The following is a 23659-nucleotide window of genomic DNA, read 5'->3' on the forward strand; positions in this document are numbered from 1 at the left end:
TCTCAACAATTACAGGGATTTTTTATTTTCACACCAACTTTGCTTTTTTCCCAACACGTAATCACTTATTTTTTAGATTTATATTTAAAAACCCAGACCATGAAGTATAAAGTTCTATTCATCTTTTTGTTCTGTTTACAATTTTCCTCCTTTGGCCAATTCTCAAATGCTGCAAGGGACTCCATCAATAAACTTACCCAATCGGATTTCATTCAAATGCTAGACCAACTAGGAATAAAGGAATCAGATTTAAGACCAGGACCATCTGGAAATCCTTCAGCCCCAAATGCCGCCAATAGTGATGAAAACAAGGTCAGGAATTATAAGCTACCTGAATTGATGCAAATGAAAAATGGGGTTCCGGTCAATGATGAACGCATGTGGTGGCAACAAAGGCGAAAGGAGATCATTGAAGATTTTGAAAGTGAAATGTATGGAAGGCTGCCTGAATCCATACCCTAGGTCTTTTGGGAAGTGATTTCTGTCAAAGATACTACCATAGGCAACTTCCCCGCTCAGGAAAAAATGGTCAAGGGGATTGTTGACAACAGCGCTTTTCCGGAAATCAATGTGGAAATAGAACTTTTGGTTGTAAGTCCTTCAGCAAAGGAGGGAAAAACACCATTGGTAATTCAATTGGGTTTTATCCGATCTCCTTTCAGTCTGCCCCAGGAACCAGCCATTGGCTTGGGTTCTCCCCATGAACCTAACTGGAAAGAACAATTGCTCGCTAAAGGTTGGGGCTTTGCCATATTGGTTCCCGACAGTATTCAGGCGGATCATGGTGCCGGCTTGAGAAGTGGAATAATTGGCTTGGCCAATCGGGGACAACACCGTAAGCCCATGCACATCAACTTTTAGCATTTTGCGCTCCAAGACCTATTTTTATCAGTATTGGGTCTCCTCATGTAGAGGGAAATTGGATTGATGGCAAAGGCATGTTTCTTGCTGGAGTGGATGCTTCTCCTGCGTATGAGATTTTGGGTAAAAAAGGACTGGAACAAAAAGACTTTCCCGTATTGGGCACTGCCCTGACCCAAGGTGAACTGGCTTTTAGACAACATGCCGGTGGACTCAGTACCAGTCCAAACTGGAGCACTTGGATAGCTTGGGCAAGCAGGTATTGGTAATAATGAAAAGAGGTGATACCAGAAGGGGTAACACCTCTTTTTAAGAATGCGAAATTTTATGACAATTTTAAGTGCCAAAATAAGCATTCAACTCCTCTACCATTTCTGCTTTTTCCCGAAGGTCCCTGATGATTTTTCCTTTTTCCAGTAAAATGATCCTATCACAAATTTCAGTCACATGGTTGAGGTCATGGCTGGATATCAGAAAAGTTACCTGCGACCGCTCTTTTTCTTCAAGGATAAGTTTTTTCAACCTCACCTGAGAACTTGGATCCAGGTTTTCAAAAGGCTCGTCCAACATAACTACCTCGGGATTTCCCATCATGGCAGCAGCAATCCCTACTTTTTTCAAATTTCCTTTGGACAAATCCCGGATATACTTCTTTTTACCAATAATCTCTCCATTGAAGAGTTCCTCAAACTTTTTCAAATGAAGCCTTAAATCCTCCTCAGAAAGTACATAGATTTTCCTCAATGTCTCAAAATACTCATCTGGGGTTAGATAGGAAATCAACATGTGTTCATCCAAAAAAGCCCCCATCCTCGATTTCCAGTCCTCACTTTTGGCAACATCGGTCCCATCCAACAGGACATAGCCTTCCGTTGCCCTCACCAAATCCAACATGATCCTAAAGAGGGTGGTTTTTCCAGCCCCATTGTTACCTACCAAACCAAAACATTCCTTTCGGGGTATTTCCAATTGGGGAACATCCAGTACAACTACTTCTTTGTATTGTTTTTTTAAATTGTGTACACTGATCATAATTCTTGTCTAAAAGATGATGAAATCTGATATCTATTGGATAAAACTCTCTGTACCGACAGGTCTGACAAATAAGGAAAGGCTATCACGCCTACCATACCTACTATGGCCAAGGCAAGCAAGCCCGCATATTGACTGACCAAAAGCGCAAAGGGAAGATAAATCAAATAAGGGGCACCCATCATAGGGATGATCATTAAAAACTGGGCTATCCCCACCCCCTCATAATTGAACATCGCCCCTTTATTCAGGTCCATGGGTTTAGGTTTCCATAGGGCAAGGTAAACCACAAAATGCATCACCACGCCTATATTAAAAAGGAAGGCAGCAGTATGGATAAGCAATATATCCCAACCGAAATACACGTAAGGTACTGAAAGGATATAGCATAGAATGGAAGTGGCTATAAATAGAAGATATTTTCCTTTCACCAATGCTTTCACCCCTCCTTTTCTATTTAGGAAAAAATCAAAATTGGAAGAATTCCAGCTCAGGAAAAGCTGACCATATTGCAACATAAATATTCCGGTAATAAAGGAACCCACAAAAACAAAAAGATGATTGAAGCCTTCCTCTGTCTTGTATTGGGGATTGGTATAAAAAATCAATCCATAAAGCAGGAAAAAGGCAGCCAAAGTAAGGTAGGTCCTGCTCTTTTTGTGTCTGATGATCAACTTCCATTCCAGATTGGCCAGTTCCCCTGCCAAGCCAAAACGGTTGAAAATCCCAAGATTCTGATTCAGGAATTTGGTATCCTCCTCTTCTACTAGGTCTTCCAAATAGGCATTTTTGTAATAGTAAGTATAAGCCAATTGGTAAAGGACCAGAAAAACCAAGGTCATGATAATCGGCGGAAAAACAGAAACCAACGACCAATCAAAAATCGGCTTCATCAAAGCACCTAAATTGAACCATCCATAATAATTGGATCCTGCTCCCAATAAGAGTACCAAAAACACTATTCCTAATCCGATGAGGCTATCTTCAAACTTTTGTTTGAACCATAGCATCAACCAGTGCAGGGACCAGCTGCTCATCACAACTGAACCCAACCAGGACCAGGCCGCCAGATCACCGAATCTTGGGGCAATTTCCTTAAAAGCAAATGGTGCAAATAAAAGCGGAGCGATCAATGTCAAAGGAGACACGAAACTCCTTCCCAAGAGGAATTGAATGATGCTGCTTTTTTTCAAGGGCAAATGCAAGAAACTCTGCAGTTCCATCACAGGAAGCTTTTGTACAAAATACCGGTACATAAATTCAAATAGGTAAAAATAAATCAGGGCCCCGCTTACAGTGGCATAGGCATCGGTACTATCAAAACCCTCTTCAATGACTTCTTTTAAAAAGATGCCAAGCAAAAGTAAATAAGAGAGCAGTATTACTGCCAGAAAGGTAAGAAAAATGGCCACCAAGGCACTTTTTGCAAAAGAAGTTGACCGTATGGTCTTCAACAACTCCAACTTAAGCAGACTAAGGATCATAATAAGAATGCGATGTGGTTATAGGATAAAAACTTATTTTTGAGCTTTGAATATAACTAAAAGAAATTTCAGAAATTAGGTGAAACCTGAATTATTGACCAAATGATGGAAAGAACGGATATAAAGGATTTTTTTCAAGTCGTAAAGGAGCGGAGATCCGTCAGAATCTTTGACCAAAAAGAGGCTTTCAACCACCAAATTGTACAAAAATGTTTGGAAGCCTCCATATTGGCCCCTAACAGCAGCAACATGCAACTATGGGAATTTTATCGGATACCGGAATCTTCTCCCAACAAAGCTAAACTTGCCCAATTATGCATGGGACAAAAAGCCGCCACAACTGCCCGGGAACTGGTGGTTGTGGTAACGAGAAGGGACTTATGGAAATCACGCGCCAAAGCCAATGAGGACTATATCAAGGATTGCTACAAAGATGCCGAGCCCAAAAAGCTCAAAAGAGCCTTGTCCTATTATTCCAATCTGGTTCCCAAACTTTATCGCAAATTCCCCTTCTGGTCTTTGATCAAACAAGTTATAGCATGGATGGTTGGTATTTACAGACCTATGGTCCGGCAAGTATCAGATGCAGATGTAAGGGTATCCGTCCACAAAAGTGCTGCATTGGCTGCCATGACATTTATGTATGCCATGAAAGCCGAGGGCTACGACACCTGTCCCATGGAAGGTTTTGATTCCTTAAGGGTAAAAAAATTACTGGGACTGCCTTCAGGGGCCGAAATTAACATGATCATTGGCTGTGGCAAAGGGCTTCCAGATGGAATATATGGCGAAAGGTTTAGGAAACCGAATGAAGAAGTGATTTTTCTTAGGTAAATAAAAAATAATTGAAGGCAGTCGGTAAAAAATTAAAATTCTTGCTTGATTTTTGTGATTGCAACATAAAAGTTTAATCCCCCTATAACCTATGAAAAAGGTAATTTTGACAGCAGGATTGATAATCGCCTTCACCAATGCCTCATTTTCACAAATTGAAGCCGATTCTTTGAAAATCAAACGGCTTGAAAAAGAAATTGAAACGCTGAAAAACTACAATGAAAACCTGTCAGGCAGCCTGGAAATCACCAACATGGCTTTGAATGACCTGATCCGTGACAAAAATATTTCAGATGAAACGAGATGGACCAACCTAAAATCAAGCATTCTTCATTCTACCCAAATCTATAAAAAACTGAGTGATGACATCATCAATCTAAAGTCCAGGATGACGGATCAGGATTATCAGGGTTTCATCAATTCATTGGGATCAATTGAAGGAGGGCCATTGGGTTTTTCCTTTGAGGAGGTCATCATGGAATCCGTAAAAAGAATCGGAATATTTGAGAGCAAGTCCAAAATGGACCGTTTTCTTGAAATCACCAATTCAGTGATTGCCAGTCCGATCGCAGCAGGCATCCCATTTGTTTCTCAAGCTGTATCGGCTTCCAATTCCCTTTTGAATGTGGCATACAGTTCCTTGATGACTGAAAAAAAACCAGATTTCCAGAAATTGAACCGGTTTGAAACAGAACTGAACAAGTACCTCACCTATTTCGCTGCCTTGGACAAAGCCAATGCAGCCAATCAGTCCTCCTACAACGATAGGATTTTACTTCTTGAAAACCTTCAGCTGGAATTGATGTCAAGGCTTAAAAAAGAAGCACCAAAGTTAGGTTACCAAGTCCCTGACAGACTTAATAACGAAACCATAGACGCTTATTTTAACCGTGTTTTAAACGGTTTTTCCTATGATTATGTACAACTTTATCTGACAAGAATTGAGAACAGGTATAAAAACAATAGGGGTGAAATCAATTATTCTAATTTACTCCAACGTGAAACTGACCTGAAAAACTTCAGTACCCACATGAGTACCTTGGCTGACTTGTCAAAGAGATTTATCATGTACTATGACAACTTTTTCGAAATTGCAGATAGCTATCATACACGGGTACTTGATGCCCTTGATCTGGCAAATAACAATGGCATTATCAAAGGCAGAAAAGTAGGAGGTACCGAAGAATCTCCAAAGCAGGTATATGAGCGCATCAGTAAAAACCTGAAAGACAAAAAATCAACCAGGGACAACGGCATAAAAGACAGTATCAATATCAGCGACCTGAGGCAAAAGATAGAAAAGATCGAGGAGTTCAGGTCATTCTAATTGGTGAAAAAAAGGTGAAGTTGGATTTCGAAAGACGGAATTCGGAAAAGTTTTTTTTAAAAAAATGAATTGAAGTGTTTATTTGAACCATTAAGGATTTAAGGCAGAAAGGCCTTCATTAAGTTCTTATTCAGGCAATGCTCTAAAATATTCATTTACCATGGGGATAGTATTTTTTGAAAGATTGTCTGAATAAAAATTCATCAATAAACCTTGTGGGATTTTCAAAAGCCGCATATAAGTCAATAATTGGGCTTCGTGAACAGCCAAGAGACAATCAACTGTCTTAAGCTCAACGATGATTGATTCATTGACTATTATGTCTGCCCTCAATTCAACTTCAAGCTTAAGATTTTTATAGAACAATGGTGCTTTTACTTTTTCAATAACCTCAAAGCCCTTTGATCTCAATTCATAGGTTAGGCATTTTTGGTAAACACTTTCCAAAAGACCCGGACCGACTTCTTTATGGACATTAATTGCGCAGCCTAGCACATCATAAGACAGTTGAGTAATCACCTTTTTATTCATAGCTAAAGCAACTTCAAAATAAAGTTATCCTAATTTCACACATCTTAAAAGCCCTAATCGGATATAATCGGATAAGTTTCCAAGGCAAGATTTTCTCTGGTAAGTGATGTCTATTAAAAGTCCAATTTGCCGTTAGGTACGACATTCATGCACTATTAATTATTTAAAAAAAAACTTAATGAAATTCTTCAAAGCCTTAACTCCTTAATGGTGAAAATCCCACTTAATACCCATACTTCCCTTTCCACCTGTCCTTCAGAAACCTCCTCAATTCATTTTCCCGGGCATTGTTCCCGGGCTCATAGAGTTTGGTGTTTTTGATATCCTCTGGCAAAAATTCCTGCGCCACAAAATTCTGCTCATAATCATGGGCATATTTGTATTCCTTCCCGTAATTCAGGTCCTTCATCAGTTTGGTGGGGGCATTGCGCAGATGCAGGGGAACGGGAAGATCTCCTGTTTCCTTGACCAAAGCCTGCGCCCTGTTGATCGCCATATAGGAAGCATTGCTTTTGGGAGAGGAGGCCAGGTAAGTGACACACTGGGAAAGGATAATCCTGGATTCAGGGTAGCCGATCATTTTCACTGCTTCAAAACAGTTCGTTGCCAGCAAAAGGGCATTGGGGTTGGCATTGCCAATATCCTCAGAAGCTAAAATTACCAAGCGCCTGGCAATGAATTTTACGTCCTCTCCGCCTTCTATCATCCTGGCTAACCAATACACAGCTGCATTGGGATCTGAACCACGTATGGATTTGATAAAGGCAGACATGATATCATAATGCTGCTCTCCCGATTTGTCATAAAGCGCAATTTTCTGTTGGGCAGTCTTGATCACCTTTTCATTGGTAATGACACAGGGGTCTTCATTGATGCCATTGATGACAATTTCAAACAAATTCAACAGTTTCCTGCCATCCCCTCCTGACATCCGCAGCAGCGCTTCTGTTTCCTTGAGTTCAATATGCTTTTTATTCAACTCCACATCCTTTTCCATGGCCTGCTGCAGCATGGCCTCAAGTTCATGTCTGCCCAAGGAATTTAGGGTATAGACCTGGCACCTGGAAAGCAGGGCAGCATTGACTTCGAAGGATGGGTTTTCGGTTGTGGCACCTATCAGACGGATGATCCCTTTTTCAACTGCTCCCAAAAGAGCATCCTGTTGGGATTTGTTGAAGCGGTGGATCTCGTCGATAAAGAGCACGGCACCCCTTTGGTATTTGGCCTTATCAATGACTTCCCTAATATCTTTCACCCCTGAACTGATAGCAGAGAGGGTATAAAAAGGGACCTTGATTTCATTGGCAATGATGTTGGCTATAGTGGTTTTCCCCACTCCCGGAGGTCCCCAAAAGATCAGGGAAGGCACATTCCCCGACTTGATGGCCTTGTACAAAAATGCCGTTGGGGCTGTCAGGTGCTCCTGCCCGATCAACTCTTCCAAACGGGAAGGGCGCATACGTTCTGCCAAAGGGGTGCTGTCAATCATTTGTCAGGGAATTATTGAAGAAGCAAATTAGTAATAAGATTACAATTGGAAAGGCTATCCTTCAAATTAATTTCATAGGTCAAAAAATGATCTTACATCTTCAATTACGATTGATTTTTCATTTACAATGAAGCGATCATTTTGTTCTAAAGTAAGAATAAAGCCCTTATCTATTTCGAAAAAGTTCATGGCTTCTACTAAACCTTCCAAGATAAATAATCTTATACCGTGCTCGGAGAACCTACATTGAAAGCTTTTCGCAGACCATTAAAACTCACCTCTTTTCCGATGTTTGAAACCAGAAACAGCGCAATATCCATCAGGACATGTGTATTTTTTATACCAAATCTAACCGCTATATCTCTATACAAGATATCCTTCAATAACATTTGAAGTATTTCAGGGTTTGGTCTCTTAGGAATTCTGGAAATCCACCTTTGACAAGATAGTCATTGAAGTTTTCCTGACTATCATCTAGGTCTAAAAAGTCAAGGTATTCTTGATATGAAAATGGAAAGCCTTCATGGCTGAAATATCGGCCAGTCAATCTTGTACCCATTTTGCAAAGCATTTTGCAAAGCATATATTACCCAAGCAGATCCAATATCATGAATTAAATATCTATTAATATCTACTATATCTCCCTTATCCTCTCCCCAAACACCTCCAACATCTCATCATTAAAATCCAGATGCGTCACAAAACGGACCTGGTCTTTGCCGAACTTCACGGCTTTGATGCCTTTGGCTGCCAGTTTGGAAAGGAAATCTTCCGGGCTGATGCCCTGCAATCTCGCGATCACGATATTGGTCATCACAGGAAAAACCTCCGATACAAGTGGATGTTTTTCCAACAATTGGTCTATGGCCTTCGCCCTGGCGTGATCTTCGGCCAAACGATCAACATGATAATCTAGGGCATAGATGGCAGCTGCGGCTAAGTAACCAGCCTGTCTCATTCCTCCTCCAAAGGACTTCCTGATTTTTCTTGCCCTCTTGATATCGGCTTTTGTCCCTAGCAGCACTGATCCAATCGGACAGCCCAAACCTTTGCTCAGACAGATGGAAATGGTGTCAAATTGAGCACCCCAGTCTTTGGGGCTTTCACCGGTCACCACCAAGGCATTGAAAAGCCTGGCGCCATCCAAGTGGAGTTTGATACCATGTTGATCACAAAGGGTTTTGATCGGCTTCACTTCCTCCAAAGTATAAACACTTCCCCCACCCTTATTCATCGTGTTTTCCAAAGATACAAGCGATGTCTCACAGGCATGCACATCATCAGGACTGATATTGTCAGCCAGATCCTGGGCAGTAATCTTTCCATACGCCCCATCCAAAAGTTTAACAGATGCATGGGCATTGGCCATGATACCTCCAGCCTCATAGAGGTATATATGGGAATACTTGTGGCAGATCACTTCCTTTTGAGGGCCGGTATGTAGCTTGACGGCAATTTGATTGGTCATGGTGCCAGAAGGACAGAAAAGCCCTGCTTCCATCCCGAACATATCCGCTAGTTTTTGTTCCAGGGCATTAACGGTAGGGTCTTCCCCAAAAACATCATCCCCCACCTGGGCAGACCACATGGCCTCCAACATTCCTTTGGTAGGTTTGGTCACGGTATCCGATCGTAAATCGATTATCATATTTTTTAAGAGATTAGATGCGAGAAGCGAGATACTAGACTTTTCCGCAAATGGTAAATATAAAGACTAAAAATCTTAGACATAAGGCATGAGATGCAAGATTTGAGATCTGGAACTTCCCGTCGACCGCCATTCAAACCCACACATAAACCTGATCTCTCGCTTTCCATCTTCCTTTATCCTTAATTATTTCCGTAATCACACTTTCGAAATCCGAAATCTCCCACAAGATCGGTCTTTCAGACCTCTGTATGATATTATTTTTTTACCCAGGACTGCATCCTGGGCTATTACAGAGCGGCCCTTCAGGCCTATTTCCGAAATCCGCCTTTTCTCCGCGCTGCAACCTGGCCCCTCGCTAAAATGCTTTACTATAGCTTTTATTTACGCTCAGTCCTCTTTTACCTTGGCTCTTAATGAATCCCTAAACTCCTTAATTGTTCAAAATCTTATGTCTTAAGTCTTGTATCTAAAGTCTAAGTTCTCGCTTCTTACCTAAAATACTTCAACTTGGAACTATTTTCCGGACTCAAGCCCACAATCGCCTTTGCAGCTTCTATAGGACGGTCTGTGGCCAAAATATCCGCTCCTTTTTCGACAAACTCTGCATAGATTTGGTCCCCACGGGCAATGGCGCTTCGGTCAATATTGCCCAAAACCCCAAGAATGGTAAAAACGCCCCTTTCATGGAGCATGGCATTAAAGGCTTCCGGCCTCTCTGATGTCCCTGTAAATGCAATCCAACGGTCAACGGGAATTCCGGAATTTTCGAAGCGCTCCAGCTCTTCCTCATTGCGGATGGTCACAGAAAGCATCAACTCAGGATGCAACCTGTGTATCTTTCTGGCCGCATCTACGCTGTATGTAATTACCGCTGCATAGGGTTCGGCTTGATGCCTTTTGATGGCATCCACAACCATTTCAAAAGGTACCTCTCTTTTGATATCCACGGTAAATAAAGTTTTTCCTTTTCCCCAGGCCAGTGCCTCATCCAAGGTAGGCACACGAAAATCTGTCTGTAAACCTTCTTTATCTACCAAATACAATTCTCTGATTTCTTCAAAAGTATGGTCAATTACCTTCCCTTTACCTGTTGTGGTTCGGTCCAAGGTATTGTCATGCATCAAAACCAAAACCGAATCTTTGGTCAGCGCTACATCAAATTCGATGATGGAAGGCGTATGTTTTAAAGTGTTTTCAAATGCCTCTATGGAGTTTTCGGGATAACCCGGATAAGGTCCTCCCCTGTGTGCAGAGACCATCGGGATCCTATCAAAAGTCCAAGCGTAGAAGTCCCTGGCCTCTTCTACCGTAGATAGTACTATCCTATGCAGCCCATTTGAAGCAAGTGCTGTTTTTTGACTGTCTGAGGCCTCTTTTTTACAGGAAAAAAGAAGCAACAAGATTATTAGTCCATAAATGTTAGTCTTCATTTTTATCTTTTTTAAACCAAAATCCGGAAGAGCGCTTTTGAAACAATTCTTCCATGTCCTGAATTTCCAAATTCAACGCTTGGTTTGAAACCAATATTTCAATCATTGAAATCCCCAATGAAACCAAGAGTGCCAGCATACTGCCAATAAAGACATAATTGGCCGCTTCCTGGGCTTCAATGAAAATCAGGTACATGCATATCACGCAGAGCAGGAAACTGAGTACCCCACAAAGCTGCATGTACTTGATCATGCTCAAGCGCCTTTTCAGGTTGTGAATTTGCTCAATGATGATGTTTTCTTCAGGATTTTCGAGGTATTTTTTATGAAGTCCCCGAATCAGATTGGCAATGGCCAAAAACCTATTGGTGAATGCCAGCATCATCAAAGTGATGGCTGAAAAAAGCAAAGCAGGTGTGGAGAGTTGGAGTTCCATAAATAAGGTCAATGTAAAGCTATGAAATATATACAACTAGCACTAATCTCTACAATTCTGAATTGAATCTAGAAAATTTTTACTAATTAAGAATGGTGAAGAATCACTTTCGAATGATTAGTTTGAGCATGAATTGCCTATTCAGCAGCAACAATTATACAACTTAAAATGTGTAAGACTAAACCTGAGATTGATTTCCGTATTATCAACTTTGTATTGATGTGGGTTGTTATACTTTTGGGAGCCTGCAATCATAAATCAGGTCATACTGCCATCAGCAATACTAAAGAAGGAATCAAAACGATCACTGATATGCGGAATGTTTCAGTGGATGTTCCCATTTCACCTGAACGGATCATTACCGTAAGTGATGGGATGCTAGAATCCGTATTGTGGGCCTTTGGAAAGTTAGATAAAGTAATTGCCCTAGGTTCAAGATGCGTGCAACATAATTTTTCCTACGATATTCACGGTAAGAACAAAACTTACAGTTATACAGATGGAATGAATCCTGTCCGCGTGCTTTATCCGGAAACTGCACAATTACCTTTAATCGCCAGTTCTGGATTACCACTGCAGTTAGAGCAGATGGTAGCCTTACAACCAGACCTTGTAATTCTCAGAGAAGGAAGTTGCACCCTCAACAATTTGGATGACCCTAAAAGCCAACAGGCCTTATCAATGTTGAAATCAATGGGTATTCCAGTAGTGGTTTTAAAGGGCACCACCTCCTACGACCCGCCAAATTTGGATATGTTGAACCAGGAAATCCTGTTACTTGGGATGTTGTTTGATAAAACAGAAGAAGCGCAGCAATTGGTGACTTATTTAAATGAAACCATTCAATTTATCAAAAACCGAACCTTTGATCTCCAAGAACATGAAAAGCCTAAAGTCCTTATGCTGGGACTATCTCCAGTAGCAAGGGAAGGTGGGAGTGCAGGTGTCACTAGAGGAACTGATACTATCGAAGGATATTTTATAGAAACAGTTATAAATGCCAATAATGCCATTCAGGGTAGAGGTGGAAGATCATCCTCCTTGATGCTTAGCGAAGAGCAGATCTTGGCCCTTGACCCTGATATAATAATTTTACATACGGCTTCAGGCTACCATCCACCTGAGGAAATCTATGAAGCACCCTACTATTCTCGATTACAAAACCTTCGGGCCGTTAAAGAAAAAAAAGTCATCGCATTACCTTGGACACCTTGCAATTGCTCCAAAAGACTGGAATACCCCATAGAGGTAATGATGATTGCCAAAAGTGCTTATCCGGAAGCTTTTGCAGACATTCAAATTCATGAATGGGTTTTAGACTTTTATCAAAAAACTTACCATATAGATCGGGAAATGGCTATCAAGCTAAGAAGCGCTCAATGGTTAGATTGGACAATTGATTATTTTTAAAACCATGCATAAGGTATTTGTTTCCAAAAAACATTACACTAGAAAGAAGGCACTTCTGCTAATTCTGGGGATTTTCGTGATCTTGACAGGCTTGATTTCTCTGAGTATTGGCCCATATGACTTATCAATAAAGGAGGTGTTAAATGGGATCTTTCAGACCAAAAGTCTTCCGCTTCCTGCCACGGAAAGAGGGGATTTGGCAAGGTTAATCATCTGGGAAATTCGAATGCCAAGAATCATATTGGCAGTTTTGGTTGGCAGTGCCTTATCCATTTCCGGAAACATCTTCCAATCTTGTTTTAGGAATCCTTTGGTGGAGCCTTATATCCTTGGAGTGTCCAGTGGTGCGGCTTTCGGGGCTTCGATGGCCATCGTTTTTCCTGCCATGTTTTTTTCTATTCCATTATCCGCCTTTCTTTTTGCCGGATTGACAGTCTTACTGACCTTGTCCCTGGGAGTTGTCAGGGGACAGATTCAAACATTATCCTTAATCTTAGCAGGGGTGGTCATAGGTTCTTTCTTTTCATCCCTAGTTTCTATTTTAAAATATTTATCCAATGATGCTGCTCTAAGAGAAATAGTATTTTGGCTTTTAGGAGGATTCTACCACAGCGGTTGGAATGAAATCTATCTTTTAGCTCCAATAATCATTCCTTTATCCGGACTCGTTTGGTTGTTAGGATGGAAGTTGAATGTGATTTCGATTGGAGATGAAGAAGCCAAGAGCTTAGGTGTGGACCCGAAAAAAAATAAGATTATCCTGATCCTGTGTGCTACAGTTTTAACATCCCTTTCGGTGGCCTACGTAGGCATTATAGCCTGGGTAGGATTGATGGTTCCCCATGCAGCAAGAATGATCATTGGGCCTGATAACCGTTATGTAATTCCATTATCCGCTTTAATTGGAACCTTGTTCTTACTTTTTTGTGATACCCTTGCCAGAAATATGGCCACTGGAGAAATCCCGATTGGTATTCTTACTTCAATCTTAGGTGCTCCTTATCTGATTTATTTACTAAGAACCAAAACCGTATAACATGTTGCTGGAGGTAGATCAATTAAGTTTTCAGTATGATACCAAACCTATTTTTCAGGATGTCAGTTTTGCTTTGAAAGCCGGGGAACTATGTGCTATTTTGGGTATTAATGGAAGTGGAAAGTCCACACTCTTTAAGTGTATTATGGGCTTTATACATGCAAATAGGGGGAGCATTTCTTTTGATGGAATCAATGTCAAACGACATAAAATCATCGAAATCGCAAAAAAAGTAGCTTATGTCCCTCAAGATCATCCCATTACTTTCCCTTACTTGGTCAGAGAAATGGTTCTCATGGGAAGAACTTCACACATTTCTAATTTTTTAAAAATATCAGATGAGCAATACTTCAAAGTAGAAGAGGCGTTACAAGCACTTTCTTTAGGGGATTTAGCGGATAAACCCTTTAATCAGCTTAGTGGTGGACAGCGGCAAATGGTATTAATCGCACGGGCACTGGCCCAGGAGACCAAATTGATGTTATTGGATGAACCCACTTCCTCTTTGGATTTTAAAAATCAATTGCTGATTTGGCGTACATTGTTACAATTGAAGAAGGAGGGAAAGTCAGTCTTGGTCTGCACCCATGACCCTAATCATGTACTTTGGTTTTGTGACCGCGTACTCATTTTGGACAATAAGAAGTTGATCGCTGACGGTCCACCAAAAGAAGTGATGACAGAGCAGTTACTACAGCAGGTTTATGGTACCATGTGTACCTTGGAAGCTGTTGCAAACAAAAAGATGGTCCTTCCTCGAATGAGTTAGTTGGATTGATTTTGTCATACCATAAATAAATGCTTGAATTCCACTAACTCTTACCTTCTTCTGCAATAATATTTTTAAGTTGGTTCAATTTTTCTTGATGTTGCTGGGCCTCACGCATAAATTCTTCACCTGCGTGGATGTCCATCAATTCATCGATCCGCATTTGCATCTCATGAAGCCTACCAGGATTGTTTTCATCAGAAGAATTATCGGCATACCAAGACGCTTCTAAGTAATTCAATATAGTAATACTTCTTTCAATCGGAAAATTTTCTGCATCCCTGACAGCCAAAGCCTCTTGAAAATAGCTAAGTGCTTTTACAAAGTTATCTGACCTTACAGCTTGTGGGTATTTCATCAAAGCGTTCCCATAATGGGTACAGACTCTGGCATAATCGTAAGGGAATTCTTCTTTGGTAAAAATGGTCAAGGCCTCTGCAAAGCACGAAGCTGAAACTGCCGCCCAAACACTTTTCTTTTTCGCTTCATCAGGGATTTCTGAATAAATGATCCCTAAGCTTTCTTGAATCTCTGCATAGGCCAAGGGGAAATATTCCTTCGTAAAAAACCTACTGGCCTGCTGATAGGCTTCCATAGCCGGTTTAAAAAACTGAGGATTGCCTTTTTGAGCCCAGGTGGTTAGCAGTCTGGCCTTTTGCAACAAGGTTTGATGGGCAAATTCTTCCATTCCCTCTTCCTGAAAAAGCTTGACGGCTCTGGTATAATAGCCCAATGCTTCTGAAAAGCTTTCAGAAAAGCTGGCTATCATCCCAGCGTCCAAAAGACATTGCGCTTCTTCTACTTTAAACCCGTGAATATCATAGTAGGTGACGCATTGCCACAACTTATCTTTCAATACTGTCAAACCTTCCTCATCATAAGGAGGGCTTAACAACTGCGTGGATAGATGGGCCAATGTAGCCTGGATTTTCATTTTTCCTTCCTGGGAAATTTCTGCTGTATGGATTCTTCTCAATTGTCCCTCCGCTTCAGCAAATCTCCCTTCATCAAACAGATAATTGAAATAATGAAAGGCTGAAAATGCAGCGTATTCCTCAGTTGGGGCAGACATCGTAGCTTCCTGGTAATAATAGTCAACTTTGGCGGGATCTGTCACATGTCCATAATGTCTTACCACTGCATGATTATGCATCAGCCTATAGTCATCAAACTCCACATAGCTCTCTACAGAAATTAGCCAAGGATCTATTTCGCCACCTTCCATCAAACCGATAATGATTTGAAATTCTGATTTTAGTGTCGGGGAAAATGAAATGAGTTGCAAGGATTTTTCAAACTCCCCCAATCTTATCATGACTAAGGCCAAAAGTGCCTTTTCACTGAATAAAATTTTTTCCGGAAGGAGATAGGGAGGCATTGCATTTTGCCAATCTACAGGCAGGGTAATATACCCTTTATCCACGATAAGGTGGTTAGCAGAAGCTGAAGGCTTCATGGTCTCAATATCTGCAAATTCAATCCACTCTTGAATCTTAAAATCGAAATAAACAGCATCTTTTATTTCTTCCCATAAGCCAATGTGACAGAATAACTTGATCATAAAATATGTATTTCTAAAATACCTTCTTTTTCGTCAAAACTATATTTCAGCACCTGATTTTCTTGAGATAAATCAGGATGATCTGCAAAAAACTCTTGTAAGGAAATTGATTTGTCCCCTTTAATATTCTTTTGTTTGACAAATAGCATAATGGGTTTAAACTTTGCCTTAAACGCCTTATTACTTGCCTTTGTCAAAAGAATTTTCCTTTCTTCTGGCATCATCGCCGCATAGGTTTGTCTTTCCTCACCAATCACCTGGTTTGCCAAATCATTTTGGATAATCAGGTGTTGATTTTGGAGTTGAACAGGAGTATCCAGTATTTTGCTTTGCTGTGGAATATTTTGATTGAAATCAAAGGCCCTTTCCATTTTTCTCAAATAGTTCTAAATCTTCAATAATTTTATTGGCCAAGTTGTGCGCAGATCGTTGGATGACTTCTGACATACCAACGCTTAATTTAGTATCTGTGATTGCTATCAAATAAACGGTGATATTGTCTTCAGGAAATTCATCCCTAAAGATTTTTTTGGCGTAGGAGAGCGCTTGGTCCCACTTGAGACTGTGCAGAAAAACCATGGGATCATCTTGTATGGCTGATTGGATCTCCTCAGCAGGCAATTTAAATAGACTTCCGTCTTCGTGGCCAGAATGTATGACACCGTCTATGAGTAAAATCCTATCATGATTTTTAAGCGAAAACAAGACCTCGAAGGCTGAAGTCCCCATATCAATAATGGTCAAGTGCTCATTAACAGGATTCAACTTATCTTTTAATAAGCGAATTACCTCACAACCTACAGCATCATCACTTCTCACAGGGTTACCAAATCCAAGTATGGCAGTTTTTATCATGATTTCTAAAAGAGTAAATAACAGTGGAAATCCCTAAAACTTGACAAATGCCAAGTTATGAAAATAAAAAAGTGGAAGCCTTTCCAGGATTCCACTTTTTAGCTGGGGAAGGCATTATAATTTAAACTTGGTCAATTCTTTTCCACTCTTTCCATCATGGGCATGAACTGTACATACAAGGCAGCTATCAAAGGACCTCGCCACCATACCCACTTCTACGGGATCATGCGGATCTTCGATTTCAGTTCCCTCGAGCGCTGCTTCGATAGGGCCAGGGTTTCCTTTACCATCATTTGGGCCTACATTCCATGTGGTTGGGGCCATCACTTGATAATTTTCAATCACACCATTTTTGATCTCAACCCAATGTGCCAAAGCACCACGGGCCGCTTCAGTTGCTCCCCATCCTTTTCCATCTCTTTCTTCTGGCTTGATGTAGAATTCACCGTCCAGATCTATCTGACTGAGCCATTCATTCAAATATTCATAGATTCTTGGGGCCTCATGAAGCCGGGCCAAAGTTCTTGTAAATACAGAAGGTCCTAATTTATCCATGATATCCAAAAACAAAGGGTCTCTGTTTTGGTGCTCCAAATTATCAGGATTTCCTGCCATAATCACCCTGGATAATGGACCTGCTTCAGCAGCAAACCCCATATATCTCGGAGCTTTAGACCAACTATACTTACCTGAAAAATCAGTATTTTCCAGATTCTGAGAAGGTACCGGTGTCGGAATAGGCTCATCCCAAGGGTGGGCAGGTGGAACTTGTTTGTACCAAGCGTGATCCACATGCTCCTGAATATCCAGATGGTTTAAGCGGTGAAATTTGGATCCATCATAAAATCCTCCAGCTGAAATAACCGCATCATTCCTCCCCTCTATGGTCGGATGATTATATCTATCCTTGTGCAAATAAGTACCATAGGCGATAAATTTGCCTACTCCCTGTCCAAACTTATCTATTCCAAATTCTAGACCGGCTCTGATAAACAGTCCCAAATCACTATTTCTCTGACTTTCATTTTCCTCTACCCAGGCCAACATATCATCCCATGATTTTATTTGTAAATACCTTTCTATAGAGCCGCCTAGGAAGTTTGTCTCCAACCATCTGTTTCTGAAATGATTCAGGATTGCATGTGCTCTTGTGATATCTTTCAAGGTGGGGGCGCACATTACACCTCCTGGAACCATATAAGAGGAATGTGGCCATTGTCCTCCAAAAATAGCATAGACCTCCACCGGCAAAGCAGAGGCAGTTAAGCCAGTTTGAAAGGAAGTACCCACATATGCTGCAAATCTTTTGGTCACTTCTTCATATAGCGGCTTATTCGCAAACTTTTTATTGGCCATATCGGTGGCAAAAATGGCATAAAACCACCTTGGTATACTCTGTAGCGTCTCAGTAGCCTGTCCTATAGCCCTTAACAAAAGGGCATTTGGAGTGAGCTGTGTCTTCCATATGGTATCTAAGGCAGAGGAGGCACAATACAGGTGTGACCCACCACATATCCCACAAATTCTTGGGGTGACTATTAGCCCAGACTGAGGGTCTTTTCCGGCCATGATTTGTTCAAAACCACGGAACATGGCAGCCTGGGTATGTGCTCTTGTCACTACCCCGTTTTCCATATACACTTTTACGTCCAAGTCTCCTTCTACACGTCCGACCGGAGATATATTTAATTCTTTATATGTTGACATTGTTTTGGTTATTTTGAGCTTTCAAATTGAGGTCTTGTTCCTACAATCACCTTATCCAGGGTACCCATCGCTTTTTCAAATCCGGCTCTCGCATAGTACCCTGCTTTGGTATTACCGGCCGGGACTGACTTTGGTAAAAAACCCAAGTATTTCATGGTTTTGAAAACAGAGCCTTTTACAAGATCATTGTGAGGGAAGCCAGGCTCTGTACAGCCTAAGCAAGGATGGTTTGCCCTGGTCTTACTGGATTGGCGGTTCCATAATATACGGTTACAACTAGCACGGGTCATGGGACCTCTACAGCCTACTTCGTAAAATAAGCATCCGCCCCGTTTACCGAACTGACCATCCACTTTTTGGGCAAATGAAATGGCATTTGGACAACCTGTCTGAACAAAATCGGTGAAGAAGGTTTTAGGTCGATGAAACTCATCCAATAAAACGTCCCCTATTCTTCCTGTAGAAATGGCTACTAAAATTTGGGTAATCCAATCAGGGTGCGCGGGGCATCCTGGGATATTGATTACCGGTAATCCTCCTTTGGAAACATAATCAGCACCCAAAAAACCTCCTTTCTCTTTTTTGAGAAATTGCATTCCGGTACTTTCAGAAGGATTTGGCGGCACCGCTGGAATACCTCCCCAAGTTGCGCAGTCACCTATCGCGACCACATAGCCTGAAACTTTGGACAAGTCTTTGATCCAATCCATCATAGGCCTTTCAGCAAAATAATTCATCGTACCGGTTCCGTTTGGCCCTTGTACGATGGAACCTTCATAAACCAGAATATCCAGTTGGGTTTTACCAGCAACGATGCTTTCCAAAAGGTCAGAGACCTGATGGCCTATTTCAAGACCTATAGATGGATGCCAGAGAATATTGACACCAAAATCGGTTACCAATTCCACTACAGTTGGCTCCTCTGCATTTAAAAAAGACATGGTGTTACCACTACATGCCCCTCCTTGCAACCAAAGAACATTTGCCATTTAAGTTGTTGTTTTAGGTTAAATTGTTAAATGAAATTCACTTGATCACAAAACAAAATATTGAAATCAAGCAATGATATCAAATTTAAAAATTCTCAATCAAATTAGAAAGCGTTTCCTAATTTTTTTTGAATATTTTTTCTAATTTTTAGAAAAATTTTTCTAAAAATTAGAAAAATGATAACTGAGAGGGTTTTGAAAGCATACTAATCTTAAATCCTTGGATTTTATCAGTTTATGTAATAAAAAAGAGCTTAGATAAGAATGGGATATATATAAGCCACAAACTCTTCTTCTCCCCTGTCTGTCAGGTAGGGTGTCATTTGACTCCAAACGGCCTCTTTGAAAAGTTTCTCCTCAGCTGGAAGCCCTCTTAATATTCTCTGCGGTAACCAAAAAATTATAGACATCCAGATATTACTGGAAAGTAACTCATTCATTTCATCAGATTGAGGAACAAGGACACCCCGCTGAACATCAAATTCAATCCTGGATTTGACCTGTAATAACATCCGGTTGGAATACTTGTGCCATTTCTCCAGGATATCTGGATAATTTCGCTCTATCTCAAACATGTCCGTAAAGAAAAAGCGGTACTTCATGAAAAAAGCATAGTATTGCTCGAGATTTCTGTCCAGTCCTTGAAAGTTCTCTATAAAAAGATAATCAGACAATATTTCAGAGAACTCACTAAAAATGAAGTCATAGACATGAGAAACTATTGCCTCTTTGTTTTTAAAGTGATAAGCTAAGTTTCCTACGCTTATATCCGCAGCATCCGCTATCTGTTGCAACCTTACATTGGCTACCCCATGTTCATTAAAAGTGCTTATCGCTGCTTCTAAAATTCTGTCTTTAGTTTTAGACATTTTCCCAGCTGTTAATTATAATCCAAATTTAATAACCCCTCTTTGATCATCAATGTTCCCCGTTGATCTTTTGCTGCTTGTCGCCTAAACAACTGGGACATAATTTCCGCCTTTTTTCTATCTGATTGGACTGTAATGTTTCGGACCAAGAACTTTAAGGGTTGTTTATGATGTGCAAAAACAAGATCTATTCTAAAAGCTCCTCTTCGGTAAATCAACCTGTCTATTACAGCAGTATCTACAAGCCATTCGTTGGATCGCAAGAAATTAAATTCTGTCTCGTTTCCCAATCTATCCTCATACAATGATAATTGATTGATGGAGCGAAGTAACCAATTATACGTTTGAAAATCTAAAACCGGATTTTTTTTCATAGTTCATGTATTATAACCCTATTTTCAAATTCTTCTATTCCTGTATCCGTAAAGTAAGGCCTCAACAAAAACCAAACCATTTCCAGATAGCTACTTTTATCCAATTCTTCTGCACCTGTTACTGCCTGCCTACTGATCCAACTTTCACTGGCCCAAACCAAAAGCGAGGACATTTTTTGTACGAAATCCTGATTCCCTTTTGAGTCCAAAGCCCCCCTTGCTTCATTGAAAACCAACATTCCTTGCAATTGTAGCTCTTGCCAGGTCAAATGTTCCCTGTATTGCTTCGAAATGTTTTCATACAACCTGGTCAAGTCCAGAGCATCTTTGTAAAAGAACACATACCGTTTTTGTAAGTCAAAATTAGAATTGAGAAAACGGTTAAAATCTTCAAAAAGTGGCAAAACACGAAATTCAGACAGTAAAAGCTTTTGTTCTTCCACAAAGTCACTGAATAAGGCATAAAGAATATCATTTTTTGTTCTGAAATGGTAACCAATATTTCCCAAACTAAGCCCACAGACATCTGAAATGTGCTGTAATCTAACATTGACGAAACCATCCCTGTTAAAAAGTTTCAGGGCTACCTCCTTAATTCTTGTTTTGGTATCTTTCCTAGGCATTGTAATCGGGAATTTAGTCTTCAGGCATATGCTTCACACTAGGTTTGACAATCAAACGGCTTTGGCTCGAAGGAAGTCAATCAATAAGTTCAACCCCTGAAATCAACAACTCATTTCCCTGGGTTACCTTATTGGTAGGTTTATTACAAGAACAAACAAACTTATAATTAACCACTTCCGATTCTTTATTACATTCATCGCAATGTACTAAAATAGGCAATACTTCAATACAAAGCTCGCAATCCCTATACTCTTTTCTTTCTGTAGCCACTACCGCTTCAAATGCATTTTGCATCAAAATGGGCTCAACATTGGAAAGTAGCCCAACTTTCATATGGATCTTTTTAATTCTTTTTCTTTCCTTTTCCGGATAGACTGAGTCAAGGGATCCGAAAATATTTTTGACCAATGATATTTCGTGCATGATTAGTTATTAATATTTTTTCTCTTTGCAATTACCTCTCTTATCCTGACAGCGCTTTGATAATCTTCCTTTTCCAGTACCTTTTGTAAGAGGTTCTCCAATTCTTCCATGGTATACGAAGAAAAGGCAGTTCGCTTGCTTTCCCCTACATAAATGTCCATATCTATGCGTTGTTCCTCCAAAAGTTGCTTAGGAATTAAGATCGGGCTATCAAACCTTAAGGCTAAGGCAATAGCATCAGATGTCCTGCTGTCCACGCACAGCTCCTTACGCTCAGCCGTTTTGAAAACAATTTCGCTCTTAAAAATATTATCCTTGATCTCTTTAATCCAAACATATTCCACTTTGGCGTGAAACAAACTCACCACATCGAAAAAAAGGTCATGGGTAAGTGGCCGCTGGGTTTTAATCTGCTCCAAAGCAACCCCAATGGATAAAGCTTCAGCCTCGCCAATAAGCAAAGGAAACCTGTTTTTTTTATCCAAGTCCTCCAAAATCAAAGCGAATTTACCAGGGAAATTCGTACTTGGTGACATGGCAACGATAAAAACTTCCACCAATTCTAAAGTATCCTTCATTTAGCTGTAAGTTTTAATAAATCCACATAGTTCCTCAAGGTCATCAAACGGAGCGATGACATCACCCAAATGGATGAGCTTATAAAGAGCAGGGCCTTCTACCTCAATTACATAGCCATTCTGTGTCTCGATATGCTTCCCATGCTGAGTCAAAACCGGCAGGTTAAATTGCTTCATCATTTCTAACAAGCTCTCTGTCCCATTCATATGTTAACCTTTTTAAGACATTTGTAAATCACACAATACGATCCGATGATTACCTGTATCAGCAATTACTATTTGATTTTTCGCAGGAAACATACTAAAACTGAAAGGCCAGTACAGAGACTTTTCAGTGCCAAATACTGTCTCCCCAAATTCACTGCCCGTATAAAAATCCGGCTTACCAATCAAAGCGTCCGCAGATACACCATGCTCTTTAGGAATTTTTTCAAACCAGAGAATTCTCGAATTCCCTGTATCATTTACAAAAACCCCCTCTTTGTAAAATCCTGCAAAATAACACCAATTCAATGTATTTGGACCTGGTGATAAGCCAAATTGGTTTTGCCCATTGGACTCAAAATTGGGTTGGCCAACAAGACATGTCGCTTGCTGATTTAACGAATCTTTCCAATGATTCCAAAGGAGGACCCTATAGTACTGTGTATCTGTAATGGCCAACTCTCCTTTTGGCCCAAGGGCAACTCCATAAGGCCAAATGGCATTCTCTGGATCATAGCTTCTACTTTCAAAATTTTCCTGGCCAATAACCGAATCGGCTGCCTGACCTGACAACTCCGGGATTTGATTAAAAACCAATACCCTTCTATTACCAGTATCAGCCACAAATAATTTTTCATCAAATACAGCTATCCCATAAGGCCAATAAAGGGAGTCAGCAGAAGGCTCTGAATTCACTCCTTTTCTATTGGGCAGGTTTCCCCGAAAATCCTCCTGACCCAAGACAACATCTGCAGGTTGATGATTTTGCTCGGGAAATTGCTTCCAAATCAATACCCTATGGTTCCAAGCATCTGCTACAATTAAGCTTCTCCCATCTGTCCATACTGCCGAAGGATATTGAAGGGATTGAGCAGAAGCCTCTCCCCCTTCATTTCTACCGGTATTCTTTAAATCAGATTGCCCTATGACTAAATCTGGTTTTTGTTGTTCTCGCGCTGGAATCTGATGCCAAATGAAAACCCTATTCTGTCCGGTATCAGAAACCAGCAGTTTGTTGCCATGTACATACACTCCCCTCGGGGCAAGAAATGGACTCCCTGGGTCACCTAAAAAAACCCTATTTGAACCCTCAATTACCGGAACTTTCTTACCGGGACTCAGGGAAGGAGCTACAGCTCTTTTCAGGGTAATATTCAGCGCTATATTTGGTTTCTTATCATCCAT

General features: G+C 40.6%; 28 protein-coding genes. 8 read left to right on the top strand and 20 right to left on the bottom strand.

Going from position 1 to position 23659, the window contains the following annotated elements:
• Positions 1–99 precede the first annotated feature (99 nt).
• The 3 genes from BC751_RS22530 (at position 100) to BC751_RS22540 (ending at position 1130) form a co-directional block, all read left to right on the top strand.
• Positions 100–462: a hypothetical protein gene (locus tag BC751_RS22530; protein ID WP_242617551.1), complete on the top strand. Its 363-nt coding sequence runs from the start codon at positions 100–102 to the stop codon at positions 460–462.
• Between the two features lie 12 nt (positions 463–474).
• Positions 475–861 (top strand): hypothetical protein, encoded by a 387-nt coding sequence (locus BC751_RS22535; protein ID WP_242617552.1) that lies wholly within the window; start codon positions 475–477, stop codon positions 859–861.
• A 77-nt stretch (positions 862–938) separates the two neighbouring features.
• Positions 939–1130, top strand: coding sequence for a hypothetical protein (locus tag BC751_RS22540; RefSeq protein WP_242617553.1), 192 nt, complete (start codon positions 939–941; stop codon positions 1128–1130).
• Between the two features lie 67 nt (positions 1131–1197).
• Here BC751_RS22540 and BC751_RS20450 read toward each other — a convergent pair whose 3' ends face one another.
• Both BC751_RS20450 and BC751_RS20455 read right to left on the bottom strand, forming a co-directional pair.
• Positions 1198–1893, bottom strand: a complete 696-nt coding sequence (locus BC751_RS20450) for an ABC transporter ATP-binding protein (protein ID WP_130277221.1) — start codon at positions 1891–1893, stop codon at positions 1198–1200.
• Positions 1890–3377, bottom strand: a complete 1488-nt coding sequence (locus BC751_RS20455) for a DUF5687 family protein (RefSeq protein WP_130277222.1) — start codon at positions 3375–3377, stop codon at positions 1890–1892. Before BC751_RS20455 ends, BC751_RS20450 begins: the two co-directional genes overlap by 4 nt.
• Before the next feature lie 102 nt (positions 3378–3479).
• On the opposite strand from BC751_RS20455, the gene BC751_RS20460 reads away from it, so the two are divergent.
• Positions 3480–4211: a nitroreductase family protein gene (locus BC751_RS20460; RefSeq protein WP_130277223.1), complete on the top strand. Its 732-nt coding sequence runs from the start codon at positions 3480–3482 to the stop codon at positions 4209–4211.
• 91 nt (positions 4212–4302) lie between these two features.
• Positions 4303–5538, top strand: coding sequence for a hypothetical protein (locus BC751_RS20465; protein WP_130277224.1), 1236 nt, complete (start codon positions 4303–4305; stop codon positions 5536–5538).
• Between the two features lie 126 nt (positions 5539–5664).
• Here the strand turns inward: BC751_RS20465 and BC751_RS20470 are convergent, their stop codons facing one another.
• From BC751_RS20470 to BC751_RS20495, 6 genes are all read right to left on the bottom strand, one after another.
• Complete coding sequence (locus BC751_RS20470; RefSeq protein ID WP_130277225.1) at positions 5665–6069, bottom strand: GxxExxY protein; 405 nt, start codon at positions 6067–6069, stop codon at positions 5665–5667.
• Between the two features lie 223 nt (positions 6070–6292).
• A complete protein-coding gene (locus BC751_RS20475) occupies positions 6293–7558 on the bottom strand; it encodes a replication-associated recombination protein A (RefSeq protein WP_130277226.1) in 1266 nt (421 codons plus the stop codon).
• 379 nt (positions 7559–7937) lie between these two features.
• A complete protein-coding gene (locus BC751_RS22165) occupies positions 7938–8117 on the bottom strand; it encodes an ATP-binding protein (RefSeq protein WP_207226929.1) in 180 nt (59 codons plus the stop codon).
• A gap of 75 nt (positions 8118–8192) precedes the next feature.
• Positions 8193–9206, bottom strand: a complete 1014-nt coding sequence (locus tag BC751_RS20485; RefSeq protein ID WP_130277227.1) for a threonine aldolase family protein — start codon at positions 9204–9206, stop codon at positions 8193–8195.
• Positions 9207–9697: 491 nt separating this feature from the next.
• Complete coding sequence (locus BC751_RS20490; RefSeq protein WP_130277228.1) at positions 9698–10639, bottom strand: glycerophosphodiester phosphodiesterase family protein; 942 nt, start codon at positions 10637–10639, stop codon at positions 9698–9700.
• Positions 10629–11075 carry a DUF2721 domain-containing protein gene (locus tag BC751_RS20495; RefSeq protein WP_010608502.1) on the bottom strand — a complete coding sequence of 149 codons (447 nt, stop codon included), beginning with the start codon at positions 11073–11075 and terminating at the stop codon, positions 10629–10631. Before BC751_RS20495 ends, BC751_RS20490 begins: the two co-directional genes overlap by 11 nt.
• 168 nt (positions 11076–11243) lie before the next feature.
• Here BC751_RS20495 and BC751_RS20500 point away from each other — a divergent pair, with 168 nt between their 5' ends.
• The 3 genes from BC751_RS20500 to BC751_RS20510 are packed head-to-tail and all read left to right on the top strand — an operon-like array spanning position 11244 to position 14290.
• Positions 11244–12485, top strand: a complete 1242-nt coding sequence (locus BC751_RS20500) for an ABC transporter substrate-binding protein (protein WP_130277229.1) — start codon at positions 11244–11246, stop codon at positions 12483–12485.
• Positions 12486–12489: 4 nt separating this feature from the next.
• Positions 12490–13521, top strand: a complete 1032-nt coding sequence (locus BC751_RS20505) for a FecCD family ABC transporter permease (RefSeq protein WP_130277230.1) — start codon at positions 12490–12492, stop codon at positions 13519–13521.
• Between the two features lies 1 nt (position 13522).
• Positions 13523–14290 carry an ABC transporter ATP-binding protein gene (locus BC751_RS20510; RefSeq protein ID WP_130277231.1) on the top strand — a complete coding sequence of 256 codons (768 nt, stop codon included), beginning with the start codon at positions 13523–13525 and terminating at the stop codon, positions 14288–14290.
• Positions 14291–14333: 43 nt separating this feature from the next.
• Here the strand turns inward: BC751_RS20510 and BC751_RS20515 are convergent, their stop codons facing one another.
• The 12 genes from BC751_RS20515 to BC751_RS20570 form a co-directional block, all read right to left on the bottom strand.
• Positions 14334–15851, bottom strand: a complete 1518-nt coding sequence (locus BC751_RS20515) for a hypothetical protein (protein ID WP_130277232.1) — start codon at positions 15849–15851, stop codon at positions 14334–14336.
• Positions 15848–16222 (bottom strand): hypothetical protein, encoded by a 375-nt coding sequence (locus BC751_RS20520; protein WP_130277233.1) that lies wholly within the window; start codon positions 16220–16222, stop codon positions 15848–15850. Before BC751_RS20520 ends, BC751_RS20515 begins: the two co-directional genes overlap by 4 nt.
• Positions 16206–16706 carry a hydrogenase maturation protease gene (locus tag BC751_RS20525; protein WP_130277234.1) on the bottom strand — a complete coding sequence of 167 codons (501 nt, stop codon included), beginning with the start codon at positions 16704–16706 and terminating at the stop codon, positions 16206–16208. Before BC751_RS20525 ends, BC751_RS20520 begins: the two co-directional genes overlap by 17 nt.
• Positions 16707–16820: 114 nt before the next feature.
• Complete coding sequence (locus BC751_RS20530) at positions 16821–18413, bottom strand: nickel-dependent hydrogenase large subunit (protein ID WP_130277235.1); 1593 nt, start codon at positions 18411–18413, stop codon at positions 16821–16823.
• An 8-nt stretch (positions 18414–18421) separates the two neighbouring features.
• On the bottom strand, positions 18422–19402 hold the full coding sequence (locus tag BC751_RS20535; RefSeq protein WP_130277236.1) for an NADH-quinone oxidoreductase subunit B family protein: 981 nt from the start codon (positions 19400–19402) through the stop codon (positions 18422–18424).
• 254 nt (positions 19403–19656) lie between these two features.
• Complete coding sequence (locus BC751_RS20540) at positions 19657–20271, bottom strand: TetR/AcrR family transcriptional regulator (protein WP_130277237.1); 615 nt, start codon at positions 20269–20271, stop codon at positions 19657–19659.
• Positions 20272–20282: 11 nt separating this feature from the next.
• On the bottom strand, positions 20283–20645 hold the full coding sequence (locus BC751_RS20545) for a hypothetical protein (RefSeq protein ID WP_130277238.1): 363 nt from the start codon (positions 20643–20645) through the stop codon (positions 20283–20285).
• Positions 20642–21268 carry a TetR/AcrR family transcriptional regulator gene (locus tag BC751_RS20550; RefSeq protein ID WP_130277239.1) on the bottom strand — a complete coding sequence of 209 codons (627 nt, stop codon included), beginning with the start codon at positions 21266–21268 and terminating at the stop codon, positions 20642–20644. Before BC751_RS20550 ends, BC751_RS20545 begins: the two co-directional genes overlap by 4 nt.
• A 76-nt stretch (positions 21269–21344) precedes the next feature.
• Entirely contained in the window at positions 21345–21692 is a 348-nt protein-coding gene (locus BC751_RS20555) for a hydrogenase maturation nickel metallochaperone HypA/HybF (protein ID WP_130277240.1), read from the bottom strand.
• Between the two features lie 2 nt (positions 21693–21694).
• A complete protein-coding gene (locus tag BC751_RS20560) occupies positions 21695–22270 on the bottom strand; it encodes a bifunctional nuclease family protein (RefSeq protein ID WP_130277241.1) in 576 nt (191 codons plus the stop codon).
• Positions 22271–22477: a hypothetical protein gene (locus BC751_RS20565; RefSeq protein ID WP_130277242.1), complete on the bottom strand. Its 207-nt coding sequence runs from the start codon at positions 22475–22477 to the stop codon at positions 22271–22273. It abuts the gene before it with no gap.
• 12 nt (positions 22478–22489) lie between these two features.
• Complete coding sequence (locus tag BC751_RS20570; RefSeq protein WP_130277243.1) at positions 22490–23659, bottom strand: NHL repeat-containing protein; 1170 nt, start codon at positions 23657–23659, stop codon at positions 22490–22492.

The sequence above is a fragment of the Cecembia calidifontis genome, assembly GCF_004216715.1.
In the GTDB taxonomy this organism is placed as follows: domain Bacteria; phylum Bacteroidota; class Bacteroidia; order Cytophagales; family Cyclobacteriaceae; genus Cecembia_A; species Cecembia_A calidifontis.

Coding starts and splice junctions, on each gene's coding strand:
- BC751_RS22530 (WP_242617551.1), top strand. CDS start 100: ATGAAGTATAAAGTTCTATTCATCTTTTTGTTCTGTTTACAATTTTCC.
- BC751_RS22540 (WP_242617553.1), top strand. CDS start 939: ATGTTTCTTGCTGGAGTGGATGCTTCTCCTGCGTATGAGATTTTGGGT.
- BC751_RS20450 (WP_130277221.1), bottom strand. CDS start 1,893: ATGATCAGTGTACACAATTTAAAAAAACAATACAAAGAAGTAGTTGTA.
- BC751_RS20455 (WP_130277222.1), bottom strand. CDS start 3,377: ATGATCCTTAGTCTGCTTAAGTTGGAGTTGTTGAAGACCATACGGTCA.
- BC751_RS20460 (WP_130277223.1), top strand. CDS start 3,480: ATGATGGAAAGAACGGATATAAAGGATTTTTTTCAAGTCGTAAAGGAG.
- BC751_RS20465 (WP_130277224.1), top strand. CDS start 4,303: ATGAAAAAGGTAATTTTGACAGCAGGATTGATAATCGCCTTCACCAAT.
- BC751_RS20470 (WP_130277225.1), bottom strand. CDS start 6,069: ATGAATAAAAAGGTGATTACTCAACTGTCTTATGATGTGCTAGGCTGC.
- BC751_RS20475 (WP_130277226.1), bottom strand. CDS start 7,558: ATGATTGACAGCACCCCTTTGGCAGAACGTATGCGCCCTTCCCGTTTG.
- BC751_RS22165 (WP_207226929.1), bottom strand. CDS start 8,117: ATGGGTACAAGATTGACTGGCCGATATTTCAGCCATGAAGGCTTTCCA.
- BC751_RS20485 (WP_130277227.1), bottom strand. CDS start 9,206: ATGATAATCGATTTACGATCGGATACCGTGACCAAACCTACCAAAGGA.
- BC751_RS20490 (WP_130277228.1), bottom strand. CDS start 10,639: ATGAAGACTAACATTTATGGACTAATAATCTTGTTGCTTCTTTTTTCC.
- BC751_RS20495 (WP_010608502.1), bottom strand. CDS start 11,075: ATGGAACTCCAACTCTCCACACCTGCTTTGCTTTTTTCAGCCATCACT.
- BC751_RS20500 (WP_130277229.1), top strand. CDS start 11,244: ATGTGTAAGACTAAACCTGAGATTGATTTCCGTATTATCAACTTTGTA.
- BC751_RS20505 (WP_130277230.1), top strand. CDS start 12,490: ATGCATAAGGTATTTGTTTCCAAAAAACATTACACTAGAAAGAAGGCA.
- BC751_RS20510 (WP_130277231.1), top strand. CDS start 13,523: ATGTTGCTGGAGGTAGATCAATTAAGTTTTCAGTATGATACCAAACCT.
- BC751_RS20515 (WP_130277232.1), bottom strand. CDS start 15,851: ATGATCAAGTTATTCTGTCACATTGGCTTATGGGAAGAAATAAAAGAT.
- BC751_RS20520 (WP_130277233.1), bottom strand. CDS start 16,222: ATGGAAAGGGCCTTTGATTTCAATCAAAATATTCCACAGCAAAGCAAA.
- BC751_RS20525 (WP_130277234.1), bottom strand. CDS start 16,706: ATGATAAAAACTGCCATACTTGGATTTGGTAACCCTGTGAGAAGTGAT.
- BC751_RS20530 (WP_130277235.1), bottom strand. CDS start 18,413: ATGTCAACATATAAAGAATTAAATATATCTCCGGTCGGACGTGTAGAA.
- BC751_RS20535 (WP_130277236.1), bottom strand. CDS start 19,402: ATGGCAAATGTTCTTTGGTTGCAAGGAGGGGCATGTAGTGGTAACACC.
- BC751_RS20540 (WP_130277237.1), bottom strand. CDS start 20,271: ATGTCTAAAACTAAAGACAGAATTTTAGAAGCAGCGATAAGCACTTTT.
- BC751_RS20545 (WP_130277238.1), bottom strand. CDS start 20,645: ATGAAAAAAAATCCGGTTTTAGATTTTCAAACGTATAATTGGTTACTT.
- BC751_RS20550 (WP_130277239.1), bottom strand. CDS start 21,268: ATGCCTAGGAAAGATACCAAAACAAGAATTAAGGAGGTAGCCCTGAAA.
- BC751_RS20555 (WP_130277240.1), bottom strand. CDS start 21,692: ATGCACGAAATATCATTGGTCAAAAATATTTTCGGATCCCTTGACTCA.
- BC751_RS20560 (WP_130277241.1), bottom strand. CDS start 22,270: ATGAAGGATACTTTAGAATTGGTGGAAGTTTTTATCGTTGCCATGTCA.
- BC751_RS20565 (WP_130277242.1), bottom strand. CDS start 22,477: ATGAATGGGACAGAGAGCTTGTTAGAAATGATGAAGCAATTTAACCTG.
- BC751_RS20570 (WP_130277243.1), bottom strand. CDS start 23,659: ATGGATGATAAGAAACCAAATATAGCGCTGAATATTACCCTGAAAAGA.